The sequence below is a fragment of the Paraburkholderia fungorum genome, assembly GCF_046027215.1.
GTDB classification, from domain to species: Bacteria; Pseudomonadota; Gammaproteobacteria; order Burkholderiales; family Burkholderiaceae; genus Paraburkholderia; species Paraburkholderia fungorum_D.
On the sequence record NZ_JAQQEN010000002.1, the window covers coordinates 2783168 to 2808491 of the forward strand.

The 25324-nt window shown below is 62.8% G+C and carries 24 protein-coding genes; 11 read left to right on the forward strand and 13 right to left on the reverse strand.

Annotated features, from left to right (window positions below):
- The first annotated feature begins 202 nt into the window (after positions 1–202).
- The 4 genes from hpnD to PQR27_RS32845 are packed head-to-tail and all read left to right on the forward strand — an operon-like array spanning position 203 to position 5083.
- Positions 203–1051 carry a presqualene diphosphate synthase HpnD gene (gene hpnD / locus PQR27_RS32830; protein WP_408527710.1) on the forward strand — a complete coding sequence of 283 codons (849 nt, stop codon included), beginning with the start codon at positions 203–205 and terminating at the stop codon, positions 1049–1051.
- 4 nt (positions 1052–1055) lie between these two features.
- The gene (hpnE, locus tag PQR27_RS32835) at positions 1056–2333 is read left to right on the forward strand and encodes a hydroxysqualene dehydroxylase HpnE (RefSeq protein ID WP_408527711.1); all 1278 of its coding nucleotides are present in this window, start codon (positions 1056–1058) and stop codon (positions 2331–2333) included.
- A complete protein-coding gene (gene shc, locus PQR27_RS32840) occupies positions 2330–4354 on the forward strand; it encodes a squalene--hopene cyclase (protein WP_408527712.1) in 2025 nt (674 codons plus the stop codon). The genes hpnE and shc overlap by 4 nt, the downstream gene beginning before the upstream one ends.
- 3 nt (positions 4355–4357) lie before the next feature.
- Positions 4358–5083 carry a phosphorylase gene (locus PQR27_RS32845; RefSeq protein ID WP_408527713.1) on the forward strand — a complete coding sequence of 242 codons (726 nt, stop codon included), beginning with the start codon at positions 4358–4360 and terminating at the stop codon, positions 5081–5083.
- Positions 5084–5472: 389 nt separating this feature from the next.
- Here the strand turns inward: PQR27_RS32845 and PQR27_RS32850 are convergent, their stop codons facing one another.
- Positions 5473–6480 (reverse strand): MlaA family lipoprotein, encoded by a 1008-nt coding sequence (locus PQR27_RS32850; protein WP_408527714.1) that lies wholly within the window; start codon positions 6478–6480, stop codon positions 5473–5475.
- Position 6481: 1 nt separating this feature from the next.
- Positions 6482–9097 carry a hopanoid transporter HpnN gene (gene hpnN / locus PQR27_RS32855; protein ID WP_408527715.1) on the reverse strand — a complete coding sequence of 872 codons (2616 nt, stop codon included), beginning with the start codon at positions 9095–9097 and terminating at the stop codon, positions 6482–6484.
- 210 nt (positions 9098–9307) lie between these two features.
- Here hpnN and PQR27_RS32860 point away from each other — a divergent pair, with 210 nt between their 5' ends.
- Entirely contained in the window at positions 9308–9913 is a 606-nt protein-coding gene (locus PQR27_RS32860; RefSeq protein ID WP_408527716.1) for an MlaC/ttg2D family ABC transporter substrate-binding protein, read from the forward strand.
- A 752-nt stretch (positions 9914–10665) separates the two neighbouring features.
- Here PQR27_RS32860 and hpnH read toward each other — a convergent pair.
- Both hpnH and ispH read right to left on the reverse strand, forming a co-directional pair.
- Entirely contained in the window at positions 10666–11817 is a 1152-nt protein-coding gene (gene hpnH / locus PQR27_RS32865) for an adenosyl-hopene transferase HpnH (RefSeq protein ID WP_408527717.1), read from the reverse strand.
- Between the two features lie 10 nt (positions 11818–11827).
- Positions 11828–12772 (reverse strand): 4-hydroxy-3-methylbut-2-enyl diphosphate reductase, encoded by a 945-nt coding sequence (gene ispH / locus PQR27_RS32870; RefSeq protein WP_408527718.1) that lies wholly within the window; start codon positions 12770–12772, stop codon positions 11828–11830.
- A 333-nt stretch (positions 12773–13105) separates the two neighbouring features.
- Between ispH and hpnC the strand changes: the two genes are divergently transcribed.
- Both hpnC and PQR27_RS32880 read left to right on the forward strand, forming a co-directional pair.
- Positions 13106–13972: a squalene synthase HpnC gene (gene hpnC, locus PQR27_RS32875; protein ID WP_408527719.1), complete on the forward strand. Its 867-nt coding sequence runs from the start codon at positions 13106–13108 to the stop codon at positions 13970–13972.
- Positions 13972–15144 carry a glycosyltransferase gene (locus tag PQR27_RS32880; RefSeq protein WP_408527720.1) on the forward strand — a complete coding sequence of 391 codons (1173 nt, stop codon included), beginning with the start codon at positions 13972–13974 and terminating at the stop codon, positions 15142–15144. The genes hpnC and PQR27_RS32880 overlap by 1 nt, the downstream gene beginning before the upstream one ends.
- A 62-nt stretch (positions 15145–15206) precedes the next feature.
- On the opposite strand, the gene PQR27_RS32885 is transcribed toward PQR27_RS32880, so the two are convergent.
- Complete coding sequence (locus PQR27_RS32885) at positions 15207–15758, reverse strand: hypothetical protein (RefSeq protein ID WP_408527721.1); 552 nt, start codon at positions 15756–15758, stop codon at positions 15207–15209.
- A gap of 147 nt (positions 15759–15905) precedes the next feature.
- A complete protein-coding gene (hpnA, locus tag PQR27_RS32890) occupies positions 15906–16916 on the reverse strand; it encodes a hopanoid-associated sugar epimerase (protein ID WP_408527722.1) in 1011 nt (336 codons plus the stop codon).
- Positions 16917–17080: 164 nt separating this feature from the next.
- On the opposite strand from hpnA, the gene PQR27_RS32895 reads away from it, so the two are divergent.
- Entirely contained in the window at positions 17081–17374 is a 294-nt protein-coding gene (locus PQR27_RS32895; RefSeq protein ID WP_408527723.1) for an acylphosphatase, read from the forward strand.
- A gap of 6 nt (positions 17375–17380) precedes the next feature.
- On the opposite strand, the gene egtD is transcribed toward PQR27_RS32895, so the two are convergent.
- A complete protein-coding gene (gene egtD / locus PQR27_RS32900; protein ID WP_408527724.1) occupies positions 17381–18364 on the reverse strand; it encodes an L-histidine N(alpha)-methyltransferase in 984 nt (327 codons plus the stop codon).
- Positions 18365–18906: 542 nt separating this feature from the next.
- Between egtD and rarD the strand changes: the two genes are divergently transcribed.
- Complete coding sequence (rarD, locus tag PQR27_RS32905; protein WP_408527725.1) at positions 18907–19803, forward strand: EamA family transporter RarD; 897 nt, start codon at positions 18907–18909, stop codon at positions 19801–19803.
- 61 nt (positions 19804–19864) lie between these two features.
- Here rarD and PQR27_RS32910 read toward each other — a convergent pair whose 3' ends face one another.
- Complete coding sequence (locus PQR27_RS32910) at positions 19865–20404, reverse strand: Mpo1 family 2-hydroxy fatty acid dioxygenase (RefSeq protein WP_408527726.1); 540 nt, start codon at positions 20402–20404, stop codon at positions 19865–19867.
- 91 nt (positions 20405–20495) lie between these two features.
- Here PQR27_RS32910 and PQR27_RS32915 point away from each other — a divergent pair, with 91 nt between their 5' ends.
- Both PQR27_RS32915 and PQR27_RS32920 read left to right on the forward strand, forming a co-directional pair.
- Positions 20496–21209: a Crp/Fnr family transcriptional regulator gene (locus PQR27_RS32915; RefSeq protein WP_408527727.1), complete on the forward strand. Its 714-nt coding sequence runs from the start codon at positions 20496–20498 to the stop codon at positions 21207–21209.
- A 174-nt stretch (positions 21210–21383) separates the two neighbouring features.
- On the forward strand, positions 21384–21926 hold the full coding sequence (locus PQR27_RS32920; protein ID WP_408527728.1) for a lytic transglycosylase domain-containing protein: 543 nt from the start codon (positions 21384–21386) through the stop codon (positions 21924–21926).
- 40 nt (positions 21927–21966) lie between these two features.
- Here the strand turns inward: PQR27_RS32920 and PQR27_RS32925 are convergent, their stop codons facing one another.
- From PQR27_RS32925 to PQR27_RS32945, 5 genes are all read right to left on the reverse strand, one after another.
- The gene (locus tag PQR27_RS32925) at positions 21967–22851 is read right to left on the reverse strand and encodes a 4-hydroxy-tetrahydrodipicolinate synthase family protein (protein ID WP_408527729.1); all 885 of its coding nucleotides are present in this window, start codon (positions 22849–22851) and stop codon (positions 21967–21969) included.
- 2 nt (positions 22852–22853) lie between these two features.
- Complete coding sequence (locus tag PQR27_RS32930; protein ID WP_408527730.1) at positions 22854–23192, reverse strand: hypothetical protein; 339 nt, start codon at positions 23190–23192, stop codon at positions 22854–22856.
- Positions 23193–23455: 263 nt separating this feature from the next.
- A complete protein-coding gene (locus PQR27_RS32935) occupies positions 23456–23827 on the reverse strand; it encodes a hypothetical protein (protein ID WP_408527731.1) in 372 nt (123 codons plus the stop codon).
- 292 nt (positions 23828–24119) lie between these two features.
- Positions 24120–24380 carry a hypothetical protein gene (locus PQR27_RS32940; protein ID WP_408527732.1) on the reverse strand — a complete coding sequence of 87 codons (261 nt, stop codon included), beginning with the start codon at positions 24378–24380 and terminating at the stop codon, positions 24120–24122.
- Entirely contained in the window at positions 24373–25122 is a 750-nt protein-coding gene (locus PQR27_RS32945) for a DNA/RNA non-specific endonuclease (protein WP_408527733.1), read from the reverse strand. Before PQR27_RS32945 ends, PQR27_RS32940 begins: the two co-directional genes overlap by 8 nt.
- Positions 25123–25324: the final 202 nt, after the last annotated feature.

Genomic DNA, 25324 nt, shown 5'->3' on the forward strand with positions numbered 1-25324 from the left:
CCGCAGTCACGTTCCCGACGTCCTTCCGGCCCCTTATTCGCCTGCGAAACTGCGTCATCTCACAAACGTTGTTATACTTTTCGCCGTTTCCGGCATCCCAGCCGGGTATTTCGCGCGCGTCCGGGCGCGCGGCCGCCTGCCTTGCAGGCAGGCATAAAACTTCTTGAACGCCTTTCAGCAGGCGCCTCCAGCGGAGATCGTCTTGGCTGTTTCCAATCTTGTCGTGGACGATACTGAAATCGACGCCGCTGCCGCCACCTCGGGCAGCTCGTTTTATCTCGCGATGCGCATCCTGCCGGCCGCGCAGCGCGACGCGATGTATCAGGTCTACGCCTTCTGCCGCGCCGTCGACGATATCGCCGACAGCGACCTGCCGCGCGCCGAACGCGCCGCCGCGCTCGAGCGCTGGCGTGCCGACATTGACGCGTGCTATGCCGGCGCGCCGCGCGCTTCGTTGCGCGCGCTGACGCGGCACATCCACACGTTTCATCTGCAGCGCGAAGATTTTCACGCGATGATCGACGGCATGGCGATGGACGCCGCCGAGGACATCTGCGCGCCCGACGAAGCCACGCTCGACCTGTACTGCGACCGTGTCGCGAGTGCGGCGGGCCGTCTATCGGTGAGGATATTCGGGATGCAGGAGGAGCCTGGCCGGTTGCTTGCGCACCATCTCGGCCGCGCGCTGCAACTGACCAACATCCTGCGCGATATCGACGAAGACGCCGGTATCAACCGTTGCTATCTCCCGCACGAATTGCTGGCGCGCGAAGGCATCGCGGTGACGAGCCCGACGCAGATCGCCGACGATCCGTCGCTGCCGCGCGTGTGCGCGACGCTCGCCGCACGTGCCAAGGAGCACTTCGCCGCTTCCGACGCGATCATGGACCGCGAGCCGCGCAATCATGTGCGTGCGCCGCGCATCATGTCAGGCGTGTATCGCGTGCTGCTCGAGCGCACGCTCGAGCGCGGCTTCGATATTCCGCGCACGAAGGTCAGCAAGCCGAAACTGCGCATGCTGTGGATCGTCGCGCGTTACGCGCTCTTCTGAGCTGATGCAAAAGCTCGTACATGTGATCGGCGCAGGCCTCGCCGGTCTCGCCGCTGCTGTGCAGTTGCAGCGGCGCGGCGCGCAAGTCGTGCTGCATGAAGCGTTGCCCCAGGCGGGCGGCCGTTGCCGCTCGTACTACGACGCCACGCTGGGCGCGACTATCGACAGCGGCAACCATATGCTGCTGTCGGGCAACGTCGCGGCGCTCAATTACGTGCGCGCGATCGGCGCCTCCGACGAACTCGTCGGCCCGGCCCAGCCCGACTATCCGTTCGTCGATCTGGCGACGCGCGCCCGCTGGACCGTGCGGATGTCGCCGGGCCGCCTGCCGTGGTGGATTTTCGACCAGAACGCGCGCGTACCCAACACCGGCCCGGCCGACTATCTGGCGCTGGCGCCGCTACTGTTCGCCAAACCCGGGCGTAGCGTTGCGCAGACCATGCGCTGCAACGGCGCGTTGTGGGACCGCCTGCTGCGGCCGCTGTTTCTCGCGATGCTGAACGTCGAGCCGCGCGAAGCGTCCGCGGAACTGACGGGCGCGATGGTCAGGGAGACCCTGTTCGCCGGCGGCCTCGCGTGCCGGCCGCTGGTGGCGCGCCATGGTGTGGGCAGCGCCTTTGTCGACCCTGCGCTGCGCCTGTTGCAGCATGGTGGCGCGGCGATCCGGCTGGGCTCGCGTTTGCAGGACATGATGTTTGCCGCGCCGGGTACGGGCCCCAGCCGCATCTCGGCACTGAATTTCGCCGACGAACACGTCACCATTGAAGCGAACCAGGCCGTGATCCTCGCGGTGCCGCCGGAGATCGCCCAGACGCTCGTGCCTGGCTTGCGGGCGCCGAATCGCTTCGCGACAACGGTAAATGTGCATTTCGCGGTCGAGCCGCCGTTTGGTTTGCCGCCCGTCACGGGACTGCTCAATGCGACGGCGCAGTGGCTGTTCGCGTTCGAAGGGCGTCTGTCGGTGACAATCAGCGGTGCGGAGCGCCTGCTCGACCAGCCGCACGCGGAACTGGCGAAAACCGTCTGGGCCGAGGTGGCTCAAGCCGCCAGTTTGCCGCTCGAGCCGATGCCGACCTGGCAAGTCACAATGGAAAAACGCGCAACGTTTGCCGCGTTGCCGGATCAGGAGACGCTGCGCCCCGGCACGCGTACTCGCTGGAACAACCTGATGCTCGCGGGCGACTGGACGGCCACCGGTCTGCCCGCGACGATTGAAGGCGCGATCCGCTCCGGCCAGAAGGCCGCGGATACGTTGCTGAATCAACCGATGGAACGCCGATGAACGATTTATCTCAAGCCCGGCAACTGGATGCCGTCCTGCCTGAAGTCGCCGACCCCGCGCTGAACGCGCCGGCGGTGGCGCCGCAAGCGTCCGCCGAGCCGCTCGACGCCGCGATCACGCGCGCGACCGATGCGATTCTCGCCGCGCAGAAACCGGACGGTCACTGGGTCTACGAACTCGAAGCCGACGCGACGATTCCCGCCGAATACGTGCTGCTGGTCCACTATCTCGGCGAAACGCCGAACGTGGAACTGGAGCAGAAAATCGCGCGCTACCTGCGCCGTATCCAGCTGGATGACGGCGGCTGGCCGCTCTTCACCGACGGCGCCATCGACATCAGCGCCAGCGTGAAGGCGTACTTCGCGCTAAAGATGATCGGCGACCCGGAAGATGCCGAGCACATGGTCCGCGCGCGCGAGGCGATCCTCGCCAACGGCGGCGCGGAAACGGTGAATGTGTTCACGCGGATTCTGCTCGCGCTGTTCGGCGTGGTGTCGTGGCGCGCGGTGCCGATGATGCCGGTCGAAATCATGCTGCTGCCGATGTGGTTCCCGTTCCACCTCTCGAAGGTGTCGTACTGGGCGCGTACCGTGATCGTGCCGCTGCTGGTGCTGAACGCGAAGCGGCCGGTCGCGCGCAATCCGCGCCGCGTGCGCATCGACGAGCTGTTCCGTGGCGCACCTGTCAATACCGGCATGCGTGAGCGGGCACCGCATCAGCATCTCGGCTGGTTCCGCTTCTTCCGTGGCGTGGACGTGGTCCTGCGCGCGATCGACGGCCTGTTGCCGAAGGCGACGCGCGAACGTTCGGTGCGCGAAGCGGTGCGGTTTGTCGATGAACGGCTGAACGGCGAAGACGGCCTCGGCGCGATTTTCCCGGCGATGGCCAACTCGGTCATGATGTATGACGTGCTGGGCTATCCCGCCGATCATCCGAATCGCGCGATTGCCCGGCAGTCGATCGAAAAGCTCCTCGTCATCAAGGATGACGAAGCATATTGCCAACCGTGCCTGTCGCCGGTGTGGGATACGTCGCTGGTGGCGCACGCGTTGCTCGAGACCGGCGAGGCGCATGCCGAGCAGGCCGCCGAGCGCGGACTGGCGTGGCTGCGTCCGCTGCAGATTCTCGACGTGCGCGGTGACTGGATCTCGCGTCGCGCGAATGTACGGCCTGGCGGCTGGGCGTTCCAGTACAACAACGCGCACTATCCGGACGTCGACGATACGGCGGTGGTGGTGATGGCCATGCATCGATCGGCGGCGCTCACGCAATCGGATGTCGATCGTGAAGCCATTGCGCGCGCGCGCGAATGGGTGGTCGGCATGCAGAGCAGCGACGGCGGCTGGGGCGCGTTCGAGCCGGAAAACACCCAGTACTACCTGAACAACATTCCGTTCTCCGATCACGGCGCGTTGCTCGATCCGCCGACCGCGGACGTGTCGGGCCGTTGTCTGTCGATGCTCGCGCAGCTCGGCGAACTGCCGCGGGGCAGCGAGCCGGCGCAGCGTGCCTTCGACTACATGCTGAAGGAGCAGGAACCGGATGGCAGCTGGTACGGCCGCTGGGGCCTGAACTACATCTACGGCACGTGGACCGCGCTGTGTTCGCTGAACGCCGCGGGCATGCCGCACGACGATCCGCGCATCAAGCGTGCTGCGCAATGGCTGCTGTCGATCCAGAACGACGACGGCGGCTGGGGCGAGGGCGGCGAGAGCTACAAGCTCGACTACCGTGGCTACGAACGTGCGCCGAGCACGGCGTCGCAGACCGCATGGGCGTTGATGGGGCTGATGGCGGCGGGCGAGGTGAATCACGAGGCGGTCGCGCGTGGTGTGGCGTACCTGCAGCACGAACAGCGCGAGCATGGCCTGTGGGACGAAACGCGCTTTACGGCGACTGGCTTCCCGCGGGTGTTCTATCTGCGCTATCACGGCTATCGCAAGTTCTTCCCGCTGTGGGCGCTGGCGCGCTTCCGTCATCTGAAACGCAACGGGCTGACGCGCGTCGCGGTCGGGATGTAATCGATGCCGCTTTCGACGAGGCCGCTCGCGGGAGCCGGCCGTAGCGCCTTGCCGGTGATCGTGGTGACGGGTATGGCGTTCGAAGCGCGCATCGCGCGCGGCGAGGGCGTCGAGGTGGTCTATGCCGCGCGGGCCGATTTGCTGGAGCGCGCGTTGAGCGCTGCGGTCGCGCACGGCTGCTCGGGAATCGTGAGCTTTGGGACCGCGGGGGGTTTGGCGCCGGATCTGGCGCCGGGCACGGTGATCGTGGCGGATGCGGTGGAGGGGCCGTTAGGGATAGGGCGGTTCCAGACCGATCGGCCGTGGGCTGACAGGCTGGTGGGGGCGCTTGCCAGTGGGCCGTTGGGGGCACGTCTGCGGCGCGGTGTTGTGGCTGGCGTTAAGGCACCTTTGGTCACCGCGGAAGACAAGCGCGCGCTGCACCGTGCGACCGGTGCGCTGGCTGTGGATATGGAATCGCATATCGCCGGGGCCACCGCCGCCGCGTGTGGCGTGCCGTTCGCCGTGTGCCGGGCGATTGTCGATCCGGCCTGGCGGACGCTGCCTCCCGCGGCTACGGCGGGCCTGCGGGATGATGGCACGACGGCGCTCGTGCCGATTTTGCGCGAGTTGTTGCGGGAGCCTTCGCAGCTTGGAGCGCTGGTTCAGGTCGCTTTCGATGCGCGGGCGGCGCGGGGGGCGTTGGTGCTGGCGCGGCGTGCTATTGGGGACGGTTTTTTTTGTTCTTAGTGGGTTTTTCTTTGCTTAGTGGTTTATTAGTGTTGCCCCTGTGCGGGGCGGCACCTACTTTTCTTTGCCCGCCGCAAAGAAAAGTAGGCAAAAGAAAGCGGCTCACACCGCTAGTTCTTAAGCGGGTCCCCTGGCTTGGAGGGGATCGTGGCTCCGTAGAGATTGAGCCTGCGCACCTTCTGGCCTGAGTGACCACCGTCATGCTTCCGGCGGCGCTGCGCGCGCCGAGGCGGTACTTCTTGGTTGGCGTTGCTCGTGGTCGTACTTCGTCTGCGCTCGCATGCCTTGCTGACTTCTAGACTTCTGTCGCTGAGCTAACTCGCAGATCACATGGCTCGGCGCGGTCGTGGCCGCTCCGGCGGCGCTGCGCGCGCCGGGCTCGGTCGCGCTTATTGGGCCGCTGGGGCGGGTTCCGGCTGCTTGGTGCCTGTTGGGGCGGGTTGCGGCGGCGTTGGTGCTGGCGTGCCCGGCGCGGCGGACGGTGACGCCGCCGGGGACCCGGTTGCGCCGCTCGCCGGCGCGTCGCCAGGGTCGGCATAATTCGGGACGCCCGCCGGCGCGCCGGTGGCGCTTCCGGAGGCGGCGTTCGGGGCTTCTGCTGCGTCGCCAGGGACGGCGTAGTTCGGTAAGGCCGCAGGTGCACCCGCGGCGGCCCCCGCGGGAGGCGTCGTGGACGCGCCGGAGCTGTCCTCGTCGTCGTAGTTCGGCAACGGTGCGGCCTTGTCGGCACCGCGCAAACGTGCACGGCGCTGCTGGGTGTAGGCGTCGCGTACGAAGGAGTATTTGTCCAGCGCGGCTTGTTGCAGCAGGTCCGTCGCCCCCAGCAGGTCGGAGCGCACGCTGATGAACTGCAGCAACCACAGCGGATTGCGAACCGCCGGCTCGAAGTAATTCAGCGGGTTGACGCGCACGTCCACAATCAGACCCATGCTGTCACGCACCGTGCTCGGGCCGAATAGCGGCAACACCAGATATGGCCCCGACGGCACGCCCCAATGGCCGAGCGTCAGGCCGAAGTCCTGGTGGTGCTTCGGCAGGCCAGCCGGCGTGGCCCAGTCGATCAGGCCGCCCAGACCGAAGGTCGAGTTGAACGCGAAGCGCACCAGGTCTTCGGTTGCATCAGTGATCTTCAGTTGCAGCAGGTCATTGGCGAAGTTGCTCACATCGCCGAGATTCGAAAAGAAGTTGCTCACCGCCGTACGCAACGGCTGCGGCGTCACCTTCTGATAACCCTTGGCGACCGGGATCGCGACGTAGCGGTCAAGGCCGTCGTTGAAGTTGAAGATCACCCGGTTCGCCGGTTCGAACGGGTCGCCCGGTTTGCGGTCGGGACCGGTCGCGCAGCCAGCCATCAACCCAGTGGCGACGAGCGCCAGCGCGGTGGTTCGCAGCTTCATCTTAAATTCCTTCTTTCTTCGCGCGACGTGGGCGCGGCTTGCCCATCAACACCGGTTGAAATACCACTGCGCCGACCAGCGTGCAAAACAGCGACAGCGCCAACAGGCGTCCCATGCTCGACGTCCCCGGATGATGCGACAACCACAGGCTGCCGAATGCCGTTGCCGTGGTCGCCGCACTAAATAGCACGGCGTGCGTGAGACTCGACTGCAACAGGCCGGTCTGGCCGTTGCGCCACGCCATCACGAAGTAAATCTTGAACGCCACGCCGACCCCAAGCATAAGCGGTAACGCGATGATATTCGCGAAGTTCAGTGGCATGCCGAACACAACACACAACTCAAGCGTCACCAGCGCCGACACCAGCAGCGGAACCAGTGTCCGCAGCACGTCGCCGATGCGGCGCAGCGCAAGCCACAGCAGGATCGCGATGGTCAGCAGCGACCAGCAGGCGGCCTGCAGGAACGCCTTGATGATCGTGTCGGCGGAATGCAGGATCGAAATCGGCCCGCCAATCGCCCCCGGCTCCGCCTTTTTCACGGCATGGGCGAAGCGGGCGAGCGCGGCGTCGTCGTTCGGATCGGCGCCGGGCTTGATCTTCGGCGCGATGTCGACCAGCGCGCGGCCATCCTTGGAAAGCCAACTTTCGGAGATATCCTTCGGCAGGTTGTCGCGCGTGATCTCGGTCGGCTGCAACAGATCCGCCAGTTGCTTCAGCGCAATGCGCAACGTCTCGGACATCGCGGTTTCGGCACGGTCGCGCGTGGCGGCGTCAGCAGCGGCCAGTTTTTGCAGCGTGGCCGAAAGATGGGTTGCTTCGGCGGCGCCCGGGCCCGGATGATCCTCGGCGGCAAGGGCGAGCTGGTTCGACGCGCGCTTGAGCGCGGCGACCCGCACGGCGTCCGTGACTGGCGGCGAAGGTTGTTGGGTCAGCGCCGGCAACAGTTGCTGCGCCGCACTCGCGATCAGCATCAGCTTTTGCTGTTGCTCAGCTGGAATGAACGTATTGAGCGTCGTGACGCGGCCCACTTCCGGCAGCGTGCGCAGATGGGCGGCCATCTTGTCCGCGGCGGCCAGCGAGGGCGCCAGCACATGCACGTTGTTGACCGCTGCTTCCGGCGAATCCTTCAGCGACAGCAGCGTCGCCATGGATTCCGTATGCGGATCCTTCAGGTGCAGCGGGTTGAAATCGAAGCGCAAATGCGTGAGCAAAGGCGTGGCGCCGATCACGACGATGAGCGTGCCGATCAGAACCGGCTTGCGATGCTGATCGAGGAAATCGTCGACGGGGGCGAGTTGCTTGAAACCCGGCGAGGCGGCTTCGCCCGGCGGGTTGAAGATTTTCAGCAGCGCCGGCAGCAGCGTCATGTTGGTGAAATACGCGACGAACATGCCGACGCCGGCGATCTTGCCCAACTCCGACACGCCGCGATACGCCGTCGGCAGGAACGAGAAGAAGCTCTCCGCGACCGCGACCGCGGCAAGCGTTAGCGGCACGCCGATGCTATGCGCCGTGTGCACGAGCGCAGCGGAGAGGCGGTCGTCGCGATTGCGCTCCTCGCGATATTTGACGCCGAACTGCACGCCGAAATCGACCCCGAGCCCGACGAACAGCACCATGAAGGCAACCGAAATCATGTTGAGCGCGCCCACCATCATCAGCCCGAGCGCGGCAGTGATCGCGAGGCCGACGAACAGCGTGATGAACACCGCGACGATCATGCGGCCCGAACGCAGCGCGAGCCACAGGATCGCCAGCACGACGATGACGGTGCCGATGCCGTTGAGCGCCGCGCCGTCCCTGACGGAGGCGAATTCTTCGTCGGCGAGCGGCTGTTGGCCGGTCAGACGGATCGTGGCGCCGTAGCGCGTATCCAGATGCAGCGCGGCTGCCGCGGCGCGGATCGCTCGTGAACCGTTGGCGCCGGGCTGCAGCGCGCCGTAGTTCACAACCGGTTGCACGGTGATGAACGCGCGTGCCGGCTCGGTACTGGCGCTCTTGTCGACCAGCGCGCGCCACGAAAACGCTGCCGGCTGCCCGGCCAGCACGCGATCGAGCGTGGTTGCGCTTCGCGACAAAAGGCGGCTCATGTCGGCGAGCTTGACCTGACCGAGTTGCAGCGGCAGCAGCAGGCTGGTGGTGAGCGTGCCGGCGAGGCCGGTCAGGCTCGGATCGTGGGCGAGGGCGTTGACGAGCGGGCGGGACTGGACGAGTTGCGAGGTCGTGGAGAGGACTTCGTCCGTTGACGGGAACAATAGGCCGTTGTGTTCGAAGAACGGGCCGCCGGCGGGTTGCGTGACCGCGACGAACTCTGGATGGTCGGCGCTCAGGGTGGCGGTCAGGGCATTGGCGGCCGCGTCGGCGAATTCCGGGGCGCGTGCCTCGACCACGACCAGCACGGTATCGCCGCGCTGCGGAAAGGCCTCGTCTAGTGCATGATCGAGCGACGACCATTCCTTGTCGGCTTCGACGAGACGGCTGATATCCGTGTTGATCTTGAAGTGATGGGCAACATAAAAGCCGCTCAGGATCGCGAGGATGAGCGAGACGGCGACGACCTGTAGCGGACGCCGCACCGAAAAGGCGACGAGACGGACGATAGATGACTTCAGCATGTAGGCGGAGGGAGCCTTATCACGGATGGTGTTTTTGACGAAAGTGCACAAGTATACAGAGCCAGAGCGATCTGGCTCGTGTTTGGTAGCAAGCACGGCTCCCGCTCGGGGCCGGAATGGGAACACAATATCGGTATACTGGTCTATCCTGCTTTCGCCACGGGTTTTCGGGCCTGCTGGCGCTTACTACTCACAGGTCTCGGCGAGCGTATGAAACGTTATTTGTCTGCTTTTCTGGCTGCGGCGGTGGTGTCCACTGCTGCTTATGCGCAAAGCGCGCCTGATGCGGTTGTGAAGAGTGCCGTTGAAGGCACGGTTGCCGCGATGAAGGCGGATCCGCAGGCGCGTGGTGGCGATATGGGCAAAATTACCCAACTCGTCGAAACGCGCTTCGTGCCCGCAACGGATTTTCAGCGAACTACGCGAATTGCGGTTGGCAAGGCGTGGAGTACCGCCACGCCGGAGCAGCAGAAGCAGTTGTACGAGCAGTTTACGCTTCTGCTGGTGCGGACTTACGCGTCTTCGTTGTCGCAGTTGCGGGATCAGGACGTGAAGTTCAACTTCCTACCGGTGAATGTGCCTGCCGGCGCCAAGGATGTGGTTGTGCAGTCGCACGTTATTAGCAATGGCGGCGATGACGCTATTGATTATCGGCTCACGAAAGGAGCCTCCGGCTGGAAGGTGTATGACATCAATATGATGGGGGCCTGGTTGATTCAGGTTTATCAGACGCAGTTTGCTGATCAGCTTTCCAAAGGTGGAGTTGATGGATTGATTAAGTTTTTGACTGCGCATAATGCTAGAGGCGCAGGGTAGGGTTTTGGTTTTGCCTTTGGCGGCGGCATTTCCTTGTGCCTGCGGCGTTGGCCTTTCCTTGTTTTCTTATTGGTCTATTAGTGTCGCCCCTGTGCGGGGCAGGCACCTACTTTTCTTTGCCGCCGCAAAGAAAAGTAGGCAAAAGAAAGCGGCTCAAACCGCTAATTCTTAAGCGGGTCTCCTGGCTTGGAGGGTGTAGTGGCTCCGTAGAGATTGGGCCTGCGCACCTTCCCGCCTGAGTGACCAGGCCGTCATGCTTCCGGCGGCGCTGCGCGCGCCGGGGCGGTACTTCACAAAACCACCTGTGTTTTCGGCGCCTCGCCGAGGCGAAGCCGATGGCTCCCACCGCGCACAAACGGAGCGCCCGGTTTCCCAGGCAGACCCGTCCGCGACGCACGCAGTGCGGAGTGGGAGCGGATGACGGCTGTGTCACAGACCGTTATGGACCGAGGTGTGATCCGTTAATCGGACCACCGACCCCTCCAAGCCAGGGGACCCACTTAAGAGTTGGCGGTTTGAGCCGCTTTCTTTTGCCTACTTTTCTTTGCGGCGGCAAAGAAAAGTAGGTGCCGCCCCGCACAGGGGCGACGCTAATAAACCAATAAGAATGCAAGGAAAGGCCAAAAAAGCCAGAACCAGGAAAATGCCCGCCGCCAAAGGCAAAAAAAAGGCGCGCTAGCCCAAAAGGCCACCGCGCTTTCCAAAAACCTGCAGGGTAAAGGGGCAAGCAAAAGCCCCTTTAAAAACAAACCTTAATGCGCAGAAGCAGTCTGCACTTTCTTACCCTTTCCAGCACGCCCAATCTCTTCAAGCTTGATCTCGACATGTCGAGAAAAAACGTACTCAGCGGGACGCTGCTTATCCAGAGGAATATCCTTGGTAAAAGCACCCGAAGTCTTAGGCCCACGAAGGCTGACCTTCAGCGCCTTCAACGGATGCGCGACGGTATCCATCACCGCGGTCGCTTCAAACCCGCAGTGCACCATGCAGTCAGCGCACTTCTCATAGTTACCCGTACCGTAGTTATCCCAGTTCGTGGTTTCCATCAGTTCCTTGAAGGTCTTCACATACCCTTCGCCGACCAGATAGCACGGCTTCTGCCAGCCGAACACAGTACGCGCCGGATTGCCCCAAGGCGTGCACTCGTACGTCTGATTGCCGGCCAGGAAGTCGAGGAACATCGCCGACTGGCTGAACGACCAGTTCTTGCCATTGTTGCCGCGCTTGAAAATCTCACGGAACAAATGCTTGGTCTTGTCGCGGTTCAGGAAGTGCTGCTGATCCGGCGCGCGCTCATACGCATAACCCGGCGAAACAGTAATACCGTCCACACCCATCGGGCCCAGCGTGTCGAAGAACGCAGCAACGCGTTCCGGCACCGCGTCGTTGAACAACGTGCAGTTGATGTTCACGCGGAAACCACGGCGCTTCGCTTCCTTGATGGCGGCGACAGCCTTGTCGTACACGCCTTCCTGCGACACCGAGTGATCGTGCGCCTGCTGATCGCCGTCCAGGTGAACCGACCAGACGAAATACGGATTCGGCTCGTAGTCGTCCATCTTCTTTTCCATCAGCAACGCATTCGTGCACAAATACACGAACTTCTTGCGCGCGATGATGCCCTTCACGATCTGCGGCATTTCCTTGTGCAACAGCGGCTCGCCGCCTGCAATCGAAACGACCGGTGCGCCGCATTCGTCGACTGCGCCCAGGCATTCCGCGAGCGACAGACGCTGATTCAGGATGGGATCCGGATAATCGATCTTGCCGCAGCCATTGCAGGCAAGATTGCAGCGGAACAGCGGCTCCAGCATCAAGGCGAGCGGATAGCGCTTGTTGCGCGAAAGGTGCTGACGCATGATGTATGCGCCAACCCGGACTTTCTGTAGCAGCGGAATAGACAAGACGTCCTCCTTAAACTTCGCGTGCAGCGAGTGGTTGCATCAGTTTCGATGGCAACTTGAATTCGACTTTCTCTTCACGGCCCGCCATCGTCGTGACATCGACAGGCCCCAATGCGCGCAGCGCATCGATTACGTTCTTCACCATCTCTTCAGGCGCCGAAGCACCCGCCGTGATGCCGACGGTCTGCACACCCGCAAACCACTCCGGCTTCACTTCCGAACCGTCGGCGACGAGATAACTCGCCACGCCGCTTTCGCTGCCGATCTCGCGCAGCCGGTTCGAGTTCGAACTGTTGGTTGCGCCCACCACCAGCAGCACCTCGACCTCTTTGCTCAGTTCGCGCACCGCCGCCTGGCGGTTTTGCGTCGCATAGCAGATGTCGCGCGTATCGGGACCGACAATGTCGCTAAAACGGCGCAGCAGGGCGTCGATGATGCCCCGCGTGTCGTCGACCGACAGCGTGGTCTGCGTGACGTACGCAAGCGGCGTATCGAGGGGCAGATCAAGATGCGCGACTTCCGCTTCGCTCTGGACCAGCAGGACCGGACCCGGAATCTGGCCGATCGTGCCTTCCACCTCCGGATGCCCGGCGTGGCCGATCAGGATCAGCGTGCGGCCCGCGCCCACGTACTGACGCCCTTGCACGTGAACCTTGGTGACGAGCGGGCAGGTCGCGTCGAGCACGTCGAGACCACGCTGCTCCGCGTCGCGTTCGACGGTTTGCGCCACACCATGTGCGCTGAAAATCGCCACGGCGCCTTGCGGGACTTCGTCGAGCTCCTCGACAAAGCGCGCGCCTTTTTGGCGCAAATTATCGACCACGTGGCGATTGTGGACGATTTCATGGCGCACATACACGGGCGCGCCGTGTTGCTGTAACGCGCGATCGACAATCTCGATCGCACGTACAACGCCCGCACAAAAGCCGCGGGGTTGAGCAAGGATGACTCGCATAAGTTGGCGAACTCCGACTGACGCGGGTTTCGAAGAAGTCGGTAAATATGACTTTATCGCCGCGACCATCTATTTAGTTGACGTCTTGAGCCCCGGCGTCAAGCCGGTACAGCAAAACCAAACGCGCATTCTAACGCTATCACGCCTGCTTTGCTTCGGGCGCGCCGCTGAGGTGTTGGACCGGCGCCTCAACCGCCGGCTTACCGTGCGTGCCGCGTACGGCCGCACCCGGCAATGATTACACGCTGCACCGCTTTAGCGGAACCCTTAAACTACGTGGTCCTGCGGCATACGTTTGCGGCCGCATTACAGAATGGTTTCGAGGCTCGCTGGATGGACGTCGATCAATACGAAAATTTTCCGGTCGCGAGCGTGTTGCTGCCAAAGGCGCTGCGCGCGCCTATCGGCATTATCTATCAGGTTGTCCGAACCGCCAGCGACATCGCCGATGAAGGCGACTGGAGCCGGGCGGAGCGGCACGCGCGCCTCGCCGACTTCCGCGCTGGCCTCGACGCGGTGGCGCAGCAGCGCGCGGCGCCGGTCCACCCGCTGCTGTTCGGCAAGCTCGCGGGTGTGATCGCGCAGTACAAGCTGCCGCTCGCGCCATTCTACGATCTGCTCGTCGCGTGCGATCAGGACATCGAATCGCGGCGTTTCGCGGACCGAAGCGCGCTGCTCGACTATTGCCGCCATTCGGCAAATCCGGTCGGGCATCTGATGCTGCATCTGCTGGGCGCCGCCACGCCGGTGAATCTGGCGGACGCCGACGCGATCTGCACGGCCTCGCAGTTGATCAGCTTCTGGCAGGACGTCGCCGCAGATGGAAAAAAGGACCGCGTGTACCTGCCGCTTGCGGATCTGCAGCGATTTAACGTGACCGAAGCGCAGATCGCCAAGGGCGTCGTCAACACGGGCTGGCGGGCGCTGATGGCCCACGAAGTGTCGTTCGTGCGCGAGCTGCTGGTACGCGGCGCGCCGCTCGCGCTGCGCATTCAGGGACGACTGGGAATCGAGCTATGCGGCGCCGTACAAGGCGGCCTGCGCATTCTCGAGCGGATCGAGAAGGCCGGCTACGACGTATTTCGCGAGCGGCCGGTGCTCAACAGTTATGACTGGTGCGTGGTGGCGTTGCGCACTCTGGCTATGTGTCTGTCGCGGCGCGTCGGCGCGCAAACGCGTTCAATCGAGGGTAATGCTTAATGGCGGTGGTTCTGTTTCTTCTTTCGTGTCTCTCCCTGCTGATCTGGTGTGTGTTGCTGTTCGCGCGCGGCGGCTTCTGGCGGGCGCGTCCCGCCACGCCGCTCACGCTGGCGTCGCGTGAAACATGGCCGGCCGTCGCCGCCGTTGTGCCGGCCCGCAATGAAGTGGACGTGATTGCCGAGGCGGTCACCACCCTGCTTCAGCAGGACTATCCGGGCGAGTTCCACGTGATCGTCGTCGACGACCACAGCACCGACGGCACCGCCGACGCCGCCCGCGCCGCGGCGCTACAGCTGCAATGTCCCGACCGTCTGACGGTCCTCACCGCCAAGCCGCTGCCTGCGGGTTGGTCCGGCAAGGTGTGGGCGCAGTCGCAGGGCATCGAGGCCGTGCGCACACTCGGCTTGCCTGCCGATTTCCTGCTGCTGACCGATGCCGACATCGGCCATCCCGCCGACGCCGTCGCGCAGCTCGTCGCCCGCGCGGACGCTGAAAAACGCGACCTGGTCTCGCTGATGGTCCGTCTGCGCTGCGATTCGTTCTGGGAAAAGGCGCTGATTCCGGCTTTTGTGTTCTTCTTCGCCAAGCTGTATCCGTTCACGTGGGTCAACAACCCGCGCAACCGCACGGCGGCGGCGGCAGGCGGCTGCATGCTGGTTCGCCGGAGCGCGCTCGAGGAAGCAGGCGGTATCGAGTCGATTCGCGCCGAACTGATCGACGATTGCAGTCTCGCCGCGCGTATCAAGCATCGCGGCACGGGGCGTCACGCGATCCGTCTGGATGTGGCGGCGCGCAGCGTGTCGCTGCGTCCGTACGACAACTGGCGCGAAATCTGGAACATGATCGCGCGCACCGCCTTTACGCAGCTTCATTATTCGCCGCTGCTGCTGGCGGGCACGCTTGCCGGCATGACGATCATCTACCTGATGCCGCCGGTTGCCGCGCTGGTGCTCGGTCCGATGGGCTGGCCCGCATGGCTCGCCTGGGCCGCCATGTGTTGCGCCTATGCGCCAATGCTCAGTTATTACCGCCGCTCGCCGCTATGGGCGCCGTTTTTGCCGCTAATCGCGTTGTTTTATGTCGGCGCGACGTTTGCCTCCGCGGTGCGCTATTGGCGCGGCAAGGGCGGCCAGTGGAAAGCGCGCGTCCAGGCGCCGGTTCAGGAACGCTGATCCTGCAGCCCCGGGAAATCGTAGGATAAAAAAACGGCGCTCCCAGGCGCCGTTTTTTTACATCAGCCCTTGGTAAGCAACATGTATAGCTGAATCACCATGTCGGGCGAGAAGGTGAACGGCACCCAGCCATGACCCGTGTGGCGCATGACCAGCAGACGGTCGCCATTCGACTGTTTCTGCACCGCCATGACCGGATTCTTGGTCGACACGAAGCGCCAGCCTGGCGGGATGCCCGGAGGCGGTTCCGGCGTCATCGAGGCGCGCGCATTCGACAGTTCTTCGATCAGCCTGCCAATCTGGTCCGGACGCAGAGCGACCGTCTGGCCACCGATCGTCATCGTGATCTCGTTTTGCGCCGGGCGATTGATTTCGAGCGTTGGCGCAACGGGAGCGGCTGGTTCTTCGACGGGTGCCGGCGCGTGTTCCGCAATTGCCGCCGCCTCAGGCGCTTCTTGCGCGCCGGATGCGGACGCAACCTGCTCCGCCAACGCGTGCTGCGTGGCGGTTGCTGCGGGTGTCTCGGGGATGTTTTCGGCCTGCGGGGCCACGACAGCCTGAATGAGCTGATCGACGCCCATTTCCAGCGCGCCGAGCTGTTCGTGAAGATTCATGCGAGGTTTCTCTGGTAAGACCCACGATTTTACCTGCTGCGGGTAGGCTTTTACCTGTCGCAAACACAGTGACGTTGTAACAAAGTGCGTGCAAGCGGTGCTCGAACCTCCGGCTACGGCTTGCACGGCCCGACTGCGGCATCCGCATCAGGACTTCAGATACCCCGCCTGGCGAAACCAGTCGAGCGCGTCGCTCAAACCTTCGCGATACGGCCGCGCGCGATAGCCGAGCTCGCGCTCCGCCTTCGCCGAAGTGAAATACATCTTGTTCTTCGACATTTTCAGGCCGTCGACGGTCACGAACGGTTCGCGTTTCGTGATCTTGGCGACCGCTTCCGCGCCCATGGCGAGTGGATACAGCGGCCAGCGCGGCAAACTTAGCGTCGGTGCCTTGCGGCCGGTCAGCGCGGCGATGTCCGCGAGCATCTGTTGCAGCGGCAGATTTTCGCCGCCGAGAATATAGCGCTCGCCGATTTTGCCGCGCTCCAGCGCGAGAAAATGGCCGGCCGCCACGTCGTCCACGTGCACGAGGTTCAACCCCGTGTCGACGAATGCGGGAATCTTGCCGAGCGCCGCTTCGACGATGATGCGCCCGGTCGGCGTCGGCTTGACGTCGCGCGGGCCGATCGGTGTCGACGGATTGACGATCACGGCGGGCAGGCCGTCCTGGGCGATCATGCGCTCCACCGCGCGCTCGGCCAGCACCTTGCTGCGTTTGTACACGCCGATCGCCTGGTCGGCCTTGAGTGGCGAGGTTTCGTCGGCGGACTGGCCGGAACTGGTCACTTTCAGCGTCGCCACGCTGCTCGTGTAGACAATGCGTTCGACGCCTTCCTTCAAGGCCGCGCGCATGGTCGCCTCGGTGCCTTCGAGGTTCGAGCGTTCGATTTCGCTGGGGTCCGGCGCCCACAACCGATAGTCAGCGGCGACGTGCAACAGATAGCGCACGCCGCGCAGCGCGTTGCGCATCGACGCTTCGTCGCGCATATCGCCGACCACGATTTCCGCGTCGAGCGCCTCGACGTTTTGCCGCGAACTGGTGGCGCGTACCAGCACCCGTACCCTGAACCCCTTCTGCTGCGCGATGCGCGCCACCGACGAGCCGACAAAGCCGGATGCGCCGGTCACGAGCACGAGATCGCGATTCTGTTCGGTCATTCTCTGTTTCCATTCCCCGCGTGACAGTCGACGGATTGTACGTGGCGCGCGTGCCGCGTGTCCTGCCGCGCGTCCCGAACGCGGCAGGAAGTCAGGCGCGGCCGAGCAATCTCGGCGCGAGGCGACTAGAATGCCGGCTTGAAAGATTGCGTGGAGAGGACGGCATGGCCCCGGATCTGGATCAGCGGATCGAAACGTATTACGTGCGGGTGCGCGGCACCGTGCAAGGCGTCGGCTTTCGGCACGCCACGGTGCGGCAGGCGCACGCGCTCGGTATCAAGGGATGGGTTGCGAACCTCGAAGACGGTTCGGTCGAAGCCATCCTGCAGGGCTCGGCCAACCAGGTCGACCGGATGCTGTCGTGGCTGCGCCACGGGCCGCCGGCGGCGCGGGTGACCGAGGTGGCCGGCGAAGAGCGCGCAACCGAAAAGCGTTACGAGCGCTTCGAGCAGCATTGAGGGGACTTATCGCGCCACCAGCAGGCTCTCCGCGAAACCCCATTCGTTTTCGATCCATTGATGGCTGCACACGAAGCCGGCGTCGTCGGCGATCGCGGGCATCTCTTCGGCGCGATATTTGTGGCTGCTTTCCGTCCAGATCGTTTCGCCTTCCTCGAGCGTGATCGTCAGTTGCGCGGCGCCCACATGCGCCGTAATGTTCCGCTTCGCGCGCAGATGCATTTCGATGCTGCGCGCGTCCGGATTGAAGCGCGCAACGTGCTGGAACGCGTCGAGCGGAAAGTCGCCATCGAGTTCGCGATTGATGCGCGCGAGCAGGTTCAGATTGAACGACGCGGTCACGCCGACCGCATCGTCGTACGCGGCCACCAGCACCGGTGTCGGCTTGATCAGATCCGTGCCGAGCAGCAGCGCGTCGCCGGGCGTGAGCATGTTGCGGATCTCGCGCAGAAAACGCGTGGCCGCCAGTCTGCCGAAGTTACCGATCGTACTGCCCAGAAACAGCACAAGTAACCGTTCGTCCGACGCGCGGTTCTTGCTCACCTCGGCAAGACCCGCAAGGTAATCGCGTTCATAACCGACAATCGAAATCCGCTCGATGTCGCCGAGTTCGCGTCTGCACAACTGCAATGCGCTGCGCGAAATTTCAATCGGGCAGTAAGAAGTGGGGCGCTTTTTACACAGCGCTTCCAGAATACGTCGCGTTTTACGGCCGCTGCCGCTGCCGAGTTCGGCGACGGTCACGTCGTGCGGCAGGTGCGCGACGATGTCCGCGGCGTGTTTCGTGAGCAGGCGCTCTTCAGCGCGGGTCACGCCGTATTCGGGCAGCACAGTGATCACTTCGAACAACGCCGAGCCGACTTCGTCATACAGATACTTCGACGGCAGCTCTTTCTGCGGGGTGTGGGTGAGTCCGGCGCGTACGTCGGCGGCAAAGGCGGAACGGAACTGATCGGGCGATGCGTCGTGCGATAGGGCTGGCTGGGTCATGCTGGCTCCAGTAGTCACATTCGTTGAACGGGGTTGCAGGCCGGACGGCGGTATGCGCGGCAAAAAACAGACGTATGCCGCAAGAAAGAAGGGGCGCGCGGTCCGGTTGGACCGCCGTGTTGCCGGCCTGGCGCACGGATGCTGCAGACGACGGTTGCAGACGACGGTTGCAAACGATGCCAGAAGACTTCGCAGCAAGATTCGCGCTTGGGCAGTTCAGCGCGAAGTTGAGGCATTGTTGCCTGCCGCGCGCGAGGTCGCGGCACTGTTGCCAGCCGCGCGTGAAGCTTATGTTCTAGTGCATTGGCGCGCGATGCGCACGGAATAAATGCTGCCTGGCGAGTGAAACCCTCGCGGCCCTTCGGCGAGCAACCGTCTAGAATGCCGGCTTGCGTCGAAACCAGGACGACATGCAGCGCTTGATCCGCACTGCCCGCTTGCGAGATACCACTTCCCATGACAACGATTCAAGCCGCGCGGCAGGATGCTGCGCCGCACACACCTGCATCACAAGCTGACATGCTTGCGCAACGGGCCGCGCAATGAACCAGTATGACCCAAAGCGCGGTATTGCGCTGTCGGTGGGCGCGTCCGCGATGTTTGCTTTACTGTCCGCTTACGCGAAACTGCTGACGCCGTTGAGCGGCCTCGACATTTTCGCGTGGCGCGTCATCTGGACCGTGCCCGGCGCGCTGCTGCTGATTGGCCTGCGCAAACGCCTGCCGATTCTCCGGCAGCTCGTTTACCGTATGGTGACGGAGCCGAAGCTGGGCGCGGCGATGATCGTGAGCGCGACACTGCTAGGCGTACAACTGTGGCTGTTTCTATGGGCACCGCTGCATGGCCGCATGCTCGAGGTGTCGCTCGGCTATTTCCTGCTGCCACTGGTGATGGTGCTGGTGGGCCGCTTCTACTACCACGAGCGACTCGACGGTTTGCAATGGGTCGCTGTCGTTTGCGCGGCGCTCGGGGTTGGGCATGAGCTCTGGATGACCGGCGCATTCTCGTGGCCGACCTTGCTCGTGGCACTTTGCTATCCGCCGTATTTCGTGTTGCGTCGCCGTATCAACCAGGATTCACTGGCGATGTTCACAGTGGAAATGTCGCTGCTGCTGCCGGTGGCGATCGTGTGCGTACTCAGCAGCGCATCGTTGCCGATGATCGCGGGACGTGCCGACATGTGGTTCCTGCTGTTGCCAGGACTCGGTGCGCTCAGCACTGTCTCGCTGGCGTCGTATCTGAAGTCGAGCCGCTTATTGCCGATCGCATTGTTCGGCATACTCGGCTATGTCGAGCCGGTGTTGCTGGTGCTGGTCTCGGTCACGCTGCTCGGCGAAACGTTGCGCGCCTCGCAACTGGCCACCTATATTCCGATCTGGATCGCGGTGGCGTTGACCGCGCTACATGGCGTGCGTCTTGTTCGGCTTGCGCCGCGCTGAGCCGCTTTTTAGGCCGCATTAAGCCGCGTTGAGCATTGGCCGGTCAATCAGGCAAATGGTTTCAGCGATGCGCGGCCGCGCGGTCGGCGTTGATACGCGTTGGGCCGACGCGCGCTTCGATCGCTTCGCGCAACGCAGGCCGCAAGCCGAACCCGAACAGCGCCTCGGCGAGCACGAAGAGCGGGCCGATCACCAGGCCCATCACGTCATCGACAAAGGCGGGTTTGCGATGCTCGTACGCGACGTGGCCAATGAACTGGAACACCCAGCCGACCAGAAAGAGGCCGATGCCGGTGGCCAGCCAGGCCAGTGTGGACTGAGCCGCTAGCCACTGTCCGCACGCGACGCACAACACCGACACTAGCGCCATCATCGCGCCGAGCGGCACATCGAGAATAAGGTAATAGACGGTAGCGACGGCGAACAACACCCACGCGGGCGATAGCGCAAACGGCAGCGCACCGTAAGCGAAAGCCGGACGGCTCAACAGCACCGCCAGCGCGAGCACGATCATCGGAATCCCGATGAAATGCGTGGCGATATTGCGCCGGTCGCGATGGTAGGCCGCGTATTGCGTTAGTTGTTCCGTCAGCGTTCTCATGGATGCCGCTCCTCCGTCAAAGTCAGCATAATCGCGGGCAGCGGATTTTGAAACCATCGGGTAGCCGACAATCGGGCACGGATGCCGTCCTATGAGTGCGCGTTTTTCATCGAATGAGCTTGCCGTGCTGCTTGAGCGCAGCGCGTGGTTTCGCTCGGCGCCTGCCGCCATGCGGGCGCAGTTGCTCGAAACCGGGCGCGTCGAGCGCCTCGCCGCAGGGCAACGGCTCTTCACGCGTGGCGATTCCGACGACGGCCTCTACTGCGTGCTCGACGGCCTTGTGAGAATCGGCGCAGCCAGTGCGGCCGGCAAGGAAGCGCTGCTCGCGGTGATCGAACCGGTTAACTGGTTCGGCGAGATCGCGCTGTTCGACAACCGGCCGCGAACCCACGACGCGTATGCCGAACGCGATTCCGAACTGTTTCATGTGCCGCGCGCCGCACTCGCCGCGCTACTCGAACGGATGCCTGAGTATTGGCATGTATTCGGTTTGCTGCTGACGCAAAAGCTGCGTCTTGCTTTCGATGCGATCGAAGAGGCCGCGTTGCTGCCCGCTGCGCAGCGCGTGGCGCGCAGGCTGTTGCTGATGGCGGGCGGCTACGGCGAAGCCGGCGCGTTGCGGCGCGTACTCAGGGTGCCGCAGGAAGATCTCGCGATGATGCTGGCTTTGTCGAGGCAAACAATCAATCAGGTACTCAAGCAGTTCGAGACGCAGGGCGCGTTGAAACTCGGCTACGCGGAGATTGAAATTGCCGATGCGCACAGGCTCAGCGCGCTAGCCGGTTTGAATCCGGCTTCGGACTGATCGCTTCGAATCTTTATAAGCATTTTACGGCGCACCCCTATTTCTTTGGCGATTCGCTACACCAAGCCCGGTAAGGTCGATGTACCCGGTCAGGAAGCGAGAAATATGCATCGAAATAGCGCTTTGGATGGTGTGCAGGTACAACGAAAAACAAGACTTCGCGCTGCGGCTGGCATGAGGATGCTGCTTGCTGCAACGGCCTTCTCGCTTGCCGGCGTAGCGCATGCGGACGACGCAATGCCGGCACCGGCCGCATCCATTGAAGCGAGTAGTGCCCAATCAGAAACGGGCTTGCCGGCTCTCAGCGATATCACCGCCGTGTTGCGCGCGCAATTTCGCGTGGCGCCATCGGACTCCACCCGGATCGCACGCGCGGTACTGATTGAAGCCGACCGTCATGCGATCTCGCCGGTCCTGCTGCTGGCCGTCATGTCGGTCGAATCGAGCTTCGATCGCTACGCGGTCAGCATTGCAGGCGCGCGCGGCCTCATGCAGATTTTGCCTGCCGCCCATCCGCAATTGATCGCGGGCGTCACCGACTTGTCCGATCCCGCGATCAACGTGCGGATAGGCTCGACGATTCTGCGCAGCTACCTTGATGCGAGCGGTGGCGATCTTCAAGCCGCATTGCTGCGTTACAGCGGCGGAGGTCGCGGCTACGCGCGGCGTGTAGTGTTGCGCATGCAACGATTCGATGCGAGCTTGCGCGGCGAATGATCACTCACTCGCAGCGCAAGCGTCGACGCCAACTTCAACGTTAGCTCATTGCCCCGGCGAACTCCGCGCGCAGATCCTGCAACCTGTCGCGTGCGGTACTCAGGCGTTCGACGAGTTGTGCTGATGCACGCGTGATCGGCATGCGTGTCTCGTCGGTGAGTACATGGTCGAAGGCCAGCAGCGCTTTGATCGCGGCGGGATTGGGCGCGGCGAAGAGCAGACGCAACACCGGCAGCAGGCTGGCGAACAGATTGCGCGCCTCCATATCGCGGTGGGTCCGGATCATTTCCTGCACGGCGACGAGGAGATCCGCGCAGACGTGAGCGCTTGCCAGAATGCCACCCGCTCCACCGTGGTTCAGGCAGTCGTCCAATACTTCGTCAGTGCCGCACAGTACGTTGATCGGCAGTCCACGCAGCTTGGTGAAATGTTCTTTCACGCACTCCTTGATTGCGACGATGTTGCTGCATTCGAGCAGACGCGCGACCGTGTCGGGCGCAATCGCCACGCCGGTGCGATGCGGCACGTCGTACAGAACGATCGGCCGTTCGGTCGCATGCGCGACCTGTTCGAAGTGCCATTGCACGCCGGCCTGATCCGGGCACACATACGACGGCGCGGATACCAGATAGCCGGCGCAGTCCCAGCGCTCGTACCGTTGAATATCGCGCAGTACGTCGCGCGTATCTGAGCCGCCGACGCCGATCAGCATCGGCAGACGTGAGCCGATCACATCCGTGAGCGCCTGCAATACGGCGAGACGTTCGGATTCCTGTAATAAAGCGGCTTCGCCCGTTGTACTCAAGGCGACAAAACCGCTGATATCGGTGTGCAGATAATATTCGGCGAGGCGTTGCAAGGCGTCGATATCGACTTCGCCATTGCGCAGCGGTGTAACGATGGGCAACCAGATACCGGAGAACATGATTAGCGCGCCTTTGCGACGGCATTGCGTCGCGTAAGCGGTCCAATCAGCGCCTGTGGAAGTGTCGAGATCAGGGTGTGCAGCGTGAAGTCGAGGTCGTCTGGTGCGATGTCGAGTTGCACGCGAACCTCGTCGCGAACCGTCTCTGTACCGACAACGTACACGCCAAGCGGCGAGTGGAACAGCGTACGGAGTTGGGCGCCAGAGTCTTCTTTCGACAGGTGAGGCAACGTGACCATCAAGCGGGCACGCGCCGCAGGGAAGGGGATGACATTGTTGCGTTGGACCGGCGCGCTGGGCGCCTGTGCTGCGAAGTTGTCTATTGTTTGCGTGAGTGCCATGTGACGCGGCGTTCATTGACGCCATGGTTGGTCGAGACAGTACGAGAGTAGACTTCCGCAGGTAAACGAAGTGCAAAAATTAAGGTGTCAGGTGAAAAAATAGTGCGCTTCACAAGATTGCAATGAGCGGCGTACAAAAAGGTGTGCATAAAAAGGCGCGCATAAAAAAAGGCGAGTCATCAGACTCGCCCTCCCTGAACGGCACGGTTCGGCTTCGATTAACACCACATGCCTGGCCGGTGCGTGCCGAAACCAGACACGTGTTATTGCGTTTTGGTCGTGTCGGTTTTTGCGCCGTCGGTTTTTACCGGGGCATTGCTGGCCTCTTTCGCGCTCCCCGTGTTGGTCTTCTCAGCGCCTGCTTCGACAGCGCTCTTCTTCTTGCTGGCCTGATGGGGCTTTACCGTGTGCTTGGTAGAAGTCTTCTTCACGTGCGCTTTCGTCGTGGCTTTCGTCGGCGCCTTCGTCGTGGCCGTGCCGCTATCGGTGCCGGTTTGCACGGCCGTGCTCGCCTTCAGATTCGCCTGGCCGGCAGGCTGCGTTTGCGCGGGTTGCGCGCTCGAGGGTGCGGCCGTTTGTGCGAAAGCGGTCGACACGAGCAGAGCGGAAGCGAGAGCGGCGAAAAGCGTCTTCATGGTTTAACTCCTGGTTTAACCGGTTGATTCTTGTGTCGCGGCTGAAATGTTTCAGCGCTGCTGGTTTAACGTTGGCCGGATGACAGGAGTTGACGATGCTCTGGTGACAAAACGTAACGGCTGAAACAAGTCGGGGTCCTGAGCGGTTTGTCTTGTTTCAAGACCGTGGCGGTTATGGAGAGGCCGGGCGTTACGTGTCTGGAAATGAAGCGCATGGGGAATGCGCGGTGACAGCGGTGACAGCGGTGAAAGCGGTGAAAGCGGTGAAAAGTCACCGCCTTGCCTGAATGCGTTATTGAAACGGGTTCTGTACGACGCCGGGCTTCGCGTTCGGTTCGTCTTTCACCTTCGCGGGCAGATTCGCTTGTGCCTGCAATGCGCTCACGACCGCGTCGATGGCTTCCTTCAGCGCGAGCGCCGCTTTCAGCCCGCGCTGGTCTTGCGTCAGCTCCAGCGTGCCGGACACCACCACGCGTGTCGTGCCGTTGCTCACCGTGAGGGCATCGCCCTGAATGTTGAGTACGTCGTCGTCGTTCGAATAGGGTTTAAACACCTTTCAGTCCTCCCGGTCGCTGGTCTTTGAGGTTCTCCGGAATACCCGGAAAACGGAAGCCCGATACTGCTTCGAGTTCGTGAATCGTCCTGATGTCGTAACGATTGGTCGAGACGTTGTCCACCATCACTGCAAACGCCATCTGCCTCGACGGCACATAGACGACTTTAAACAATTGCGTCGGCACGAAGACGCGCGTCGGCCCGATGGTCTGCAACTGCTGGCCGCTGAAAACCGGTCCGGTGATCACATAGGTATCGCCGTACGACACCGCGATTTTGCGTACCGAAGTTTCGATGTGCGCCCACAAACGCTGGTTGTTTTCACGATTTTGCGGCACCACGTTGGCGAGCGAAAACGATTGTGCCATTGCTTCCTGATTCCAGCGATTGCCTGCCGGACTCATATGGCCGCGATCGAAGCCGCTGCGTTTGTAGTCTGCCAGCGTGGCGCCTTCGCCGTCGGGCAAACGCGCGTCCTCGAAGAATTTGTTGGTGCGCACCATGTCTTTGGCGGCTTCGATGTGATCGCGCGTCAGATACTCGGCGGACCACAGCGGACCGTGCGTGATACCGGAATGCAGTACCGCGAAATCGTTATAGCAAAGCAGGCGCGTTTTCGGCGCCATCTTCTGATTGGTCAGCACCGGCCATTGCGCATTCGGTGCGAACTGCGTACAGGAAGGCGCTGCGCTCGCGTGGGCCGCGACGGTGAACAGCAGACAGGCAAACCACTTCTTCATGAGTCAGTCAGTCAAGGAATTGGGGGCGCGCAAGTATAACGTTGCACGCCCGGAACGAGCGACATGAAAGACCGGAAAAATGGATGGCGAGTTGACTCTGCTTGGCGGTAAAAATGACTTATCCGCGAGGATGGTGCAAGATACGGCCGGCAAAAAAAAGGGGCCGCCTTGCGGCGACCCTAATGCGTGGAATGTGTACTCT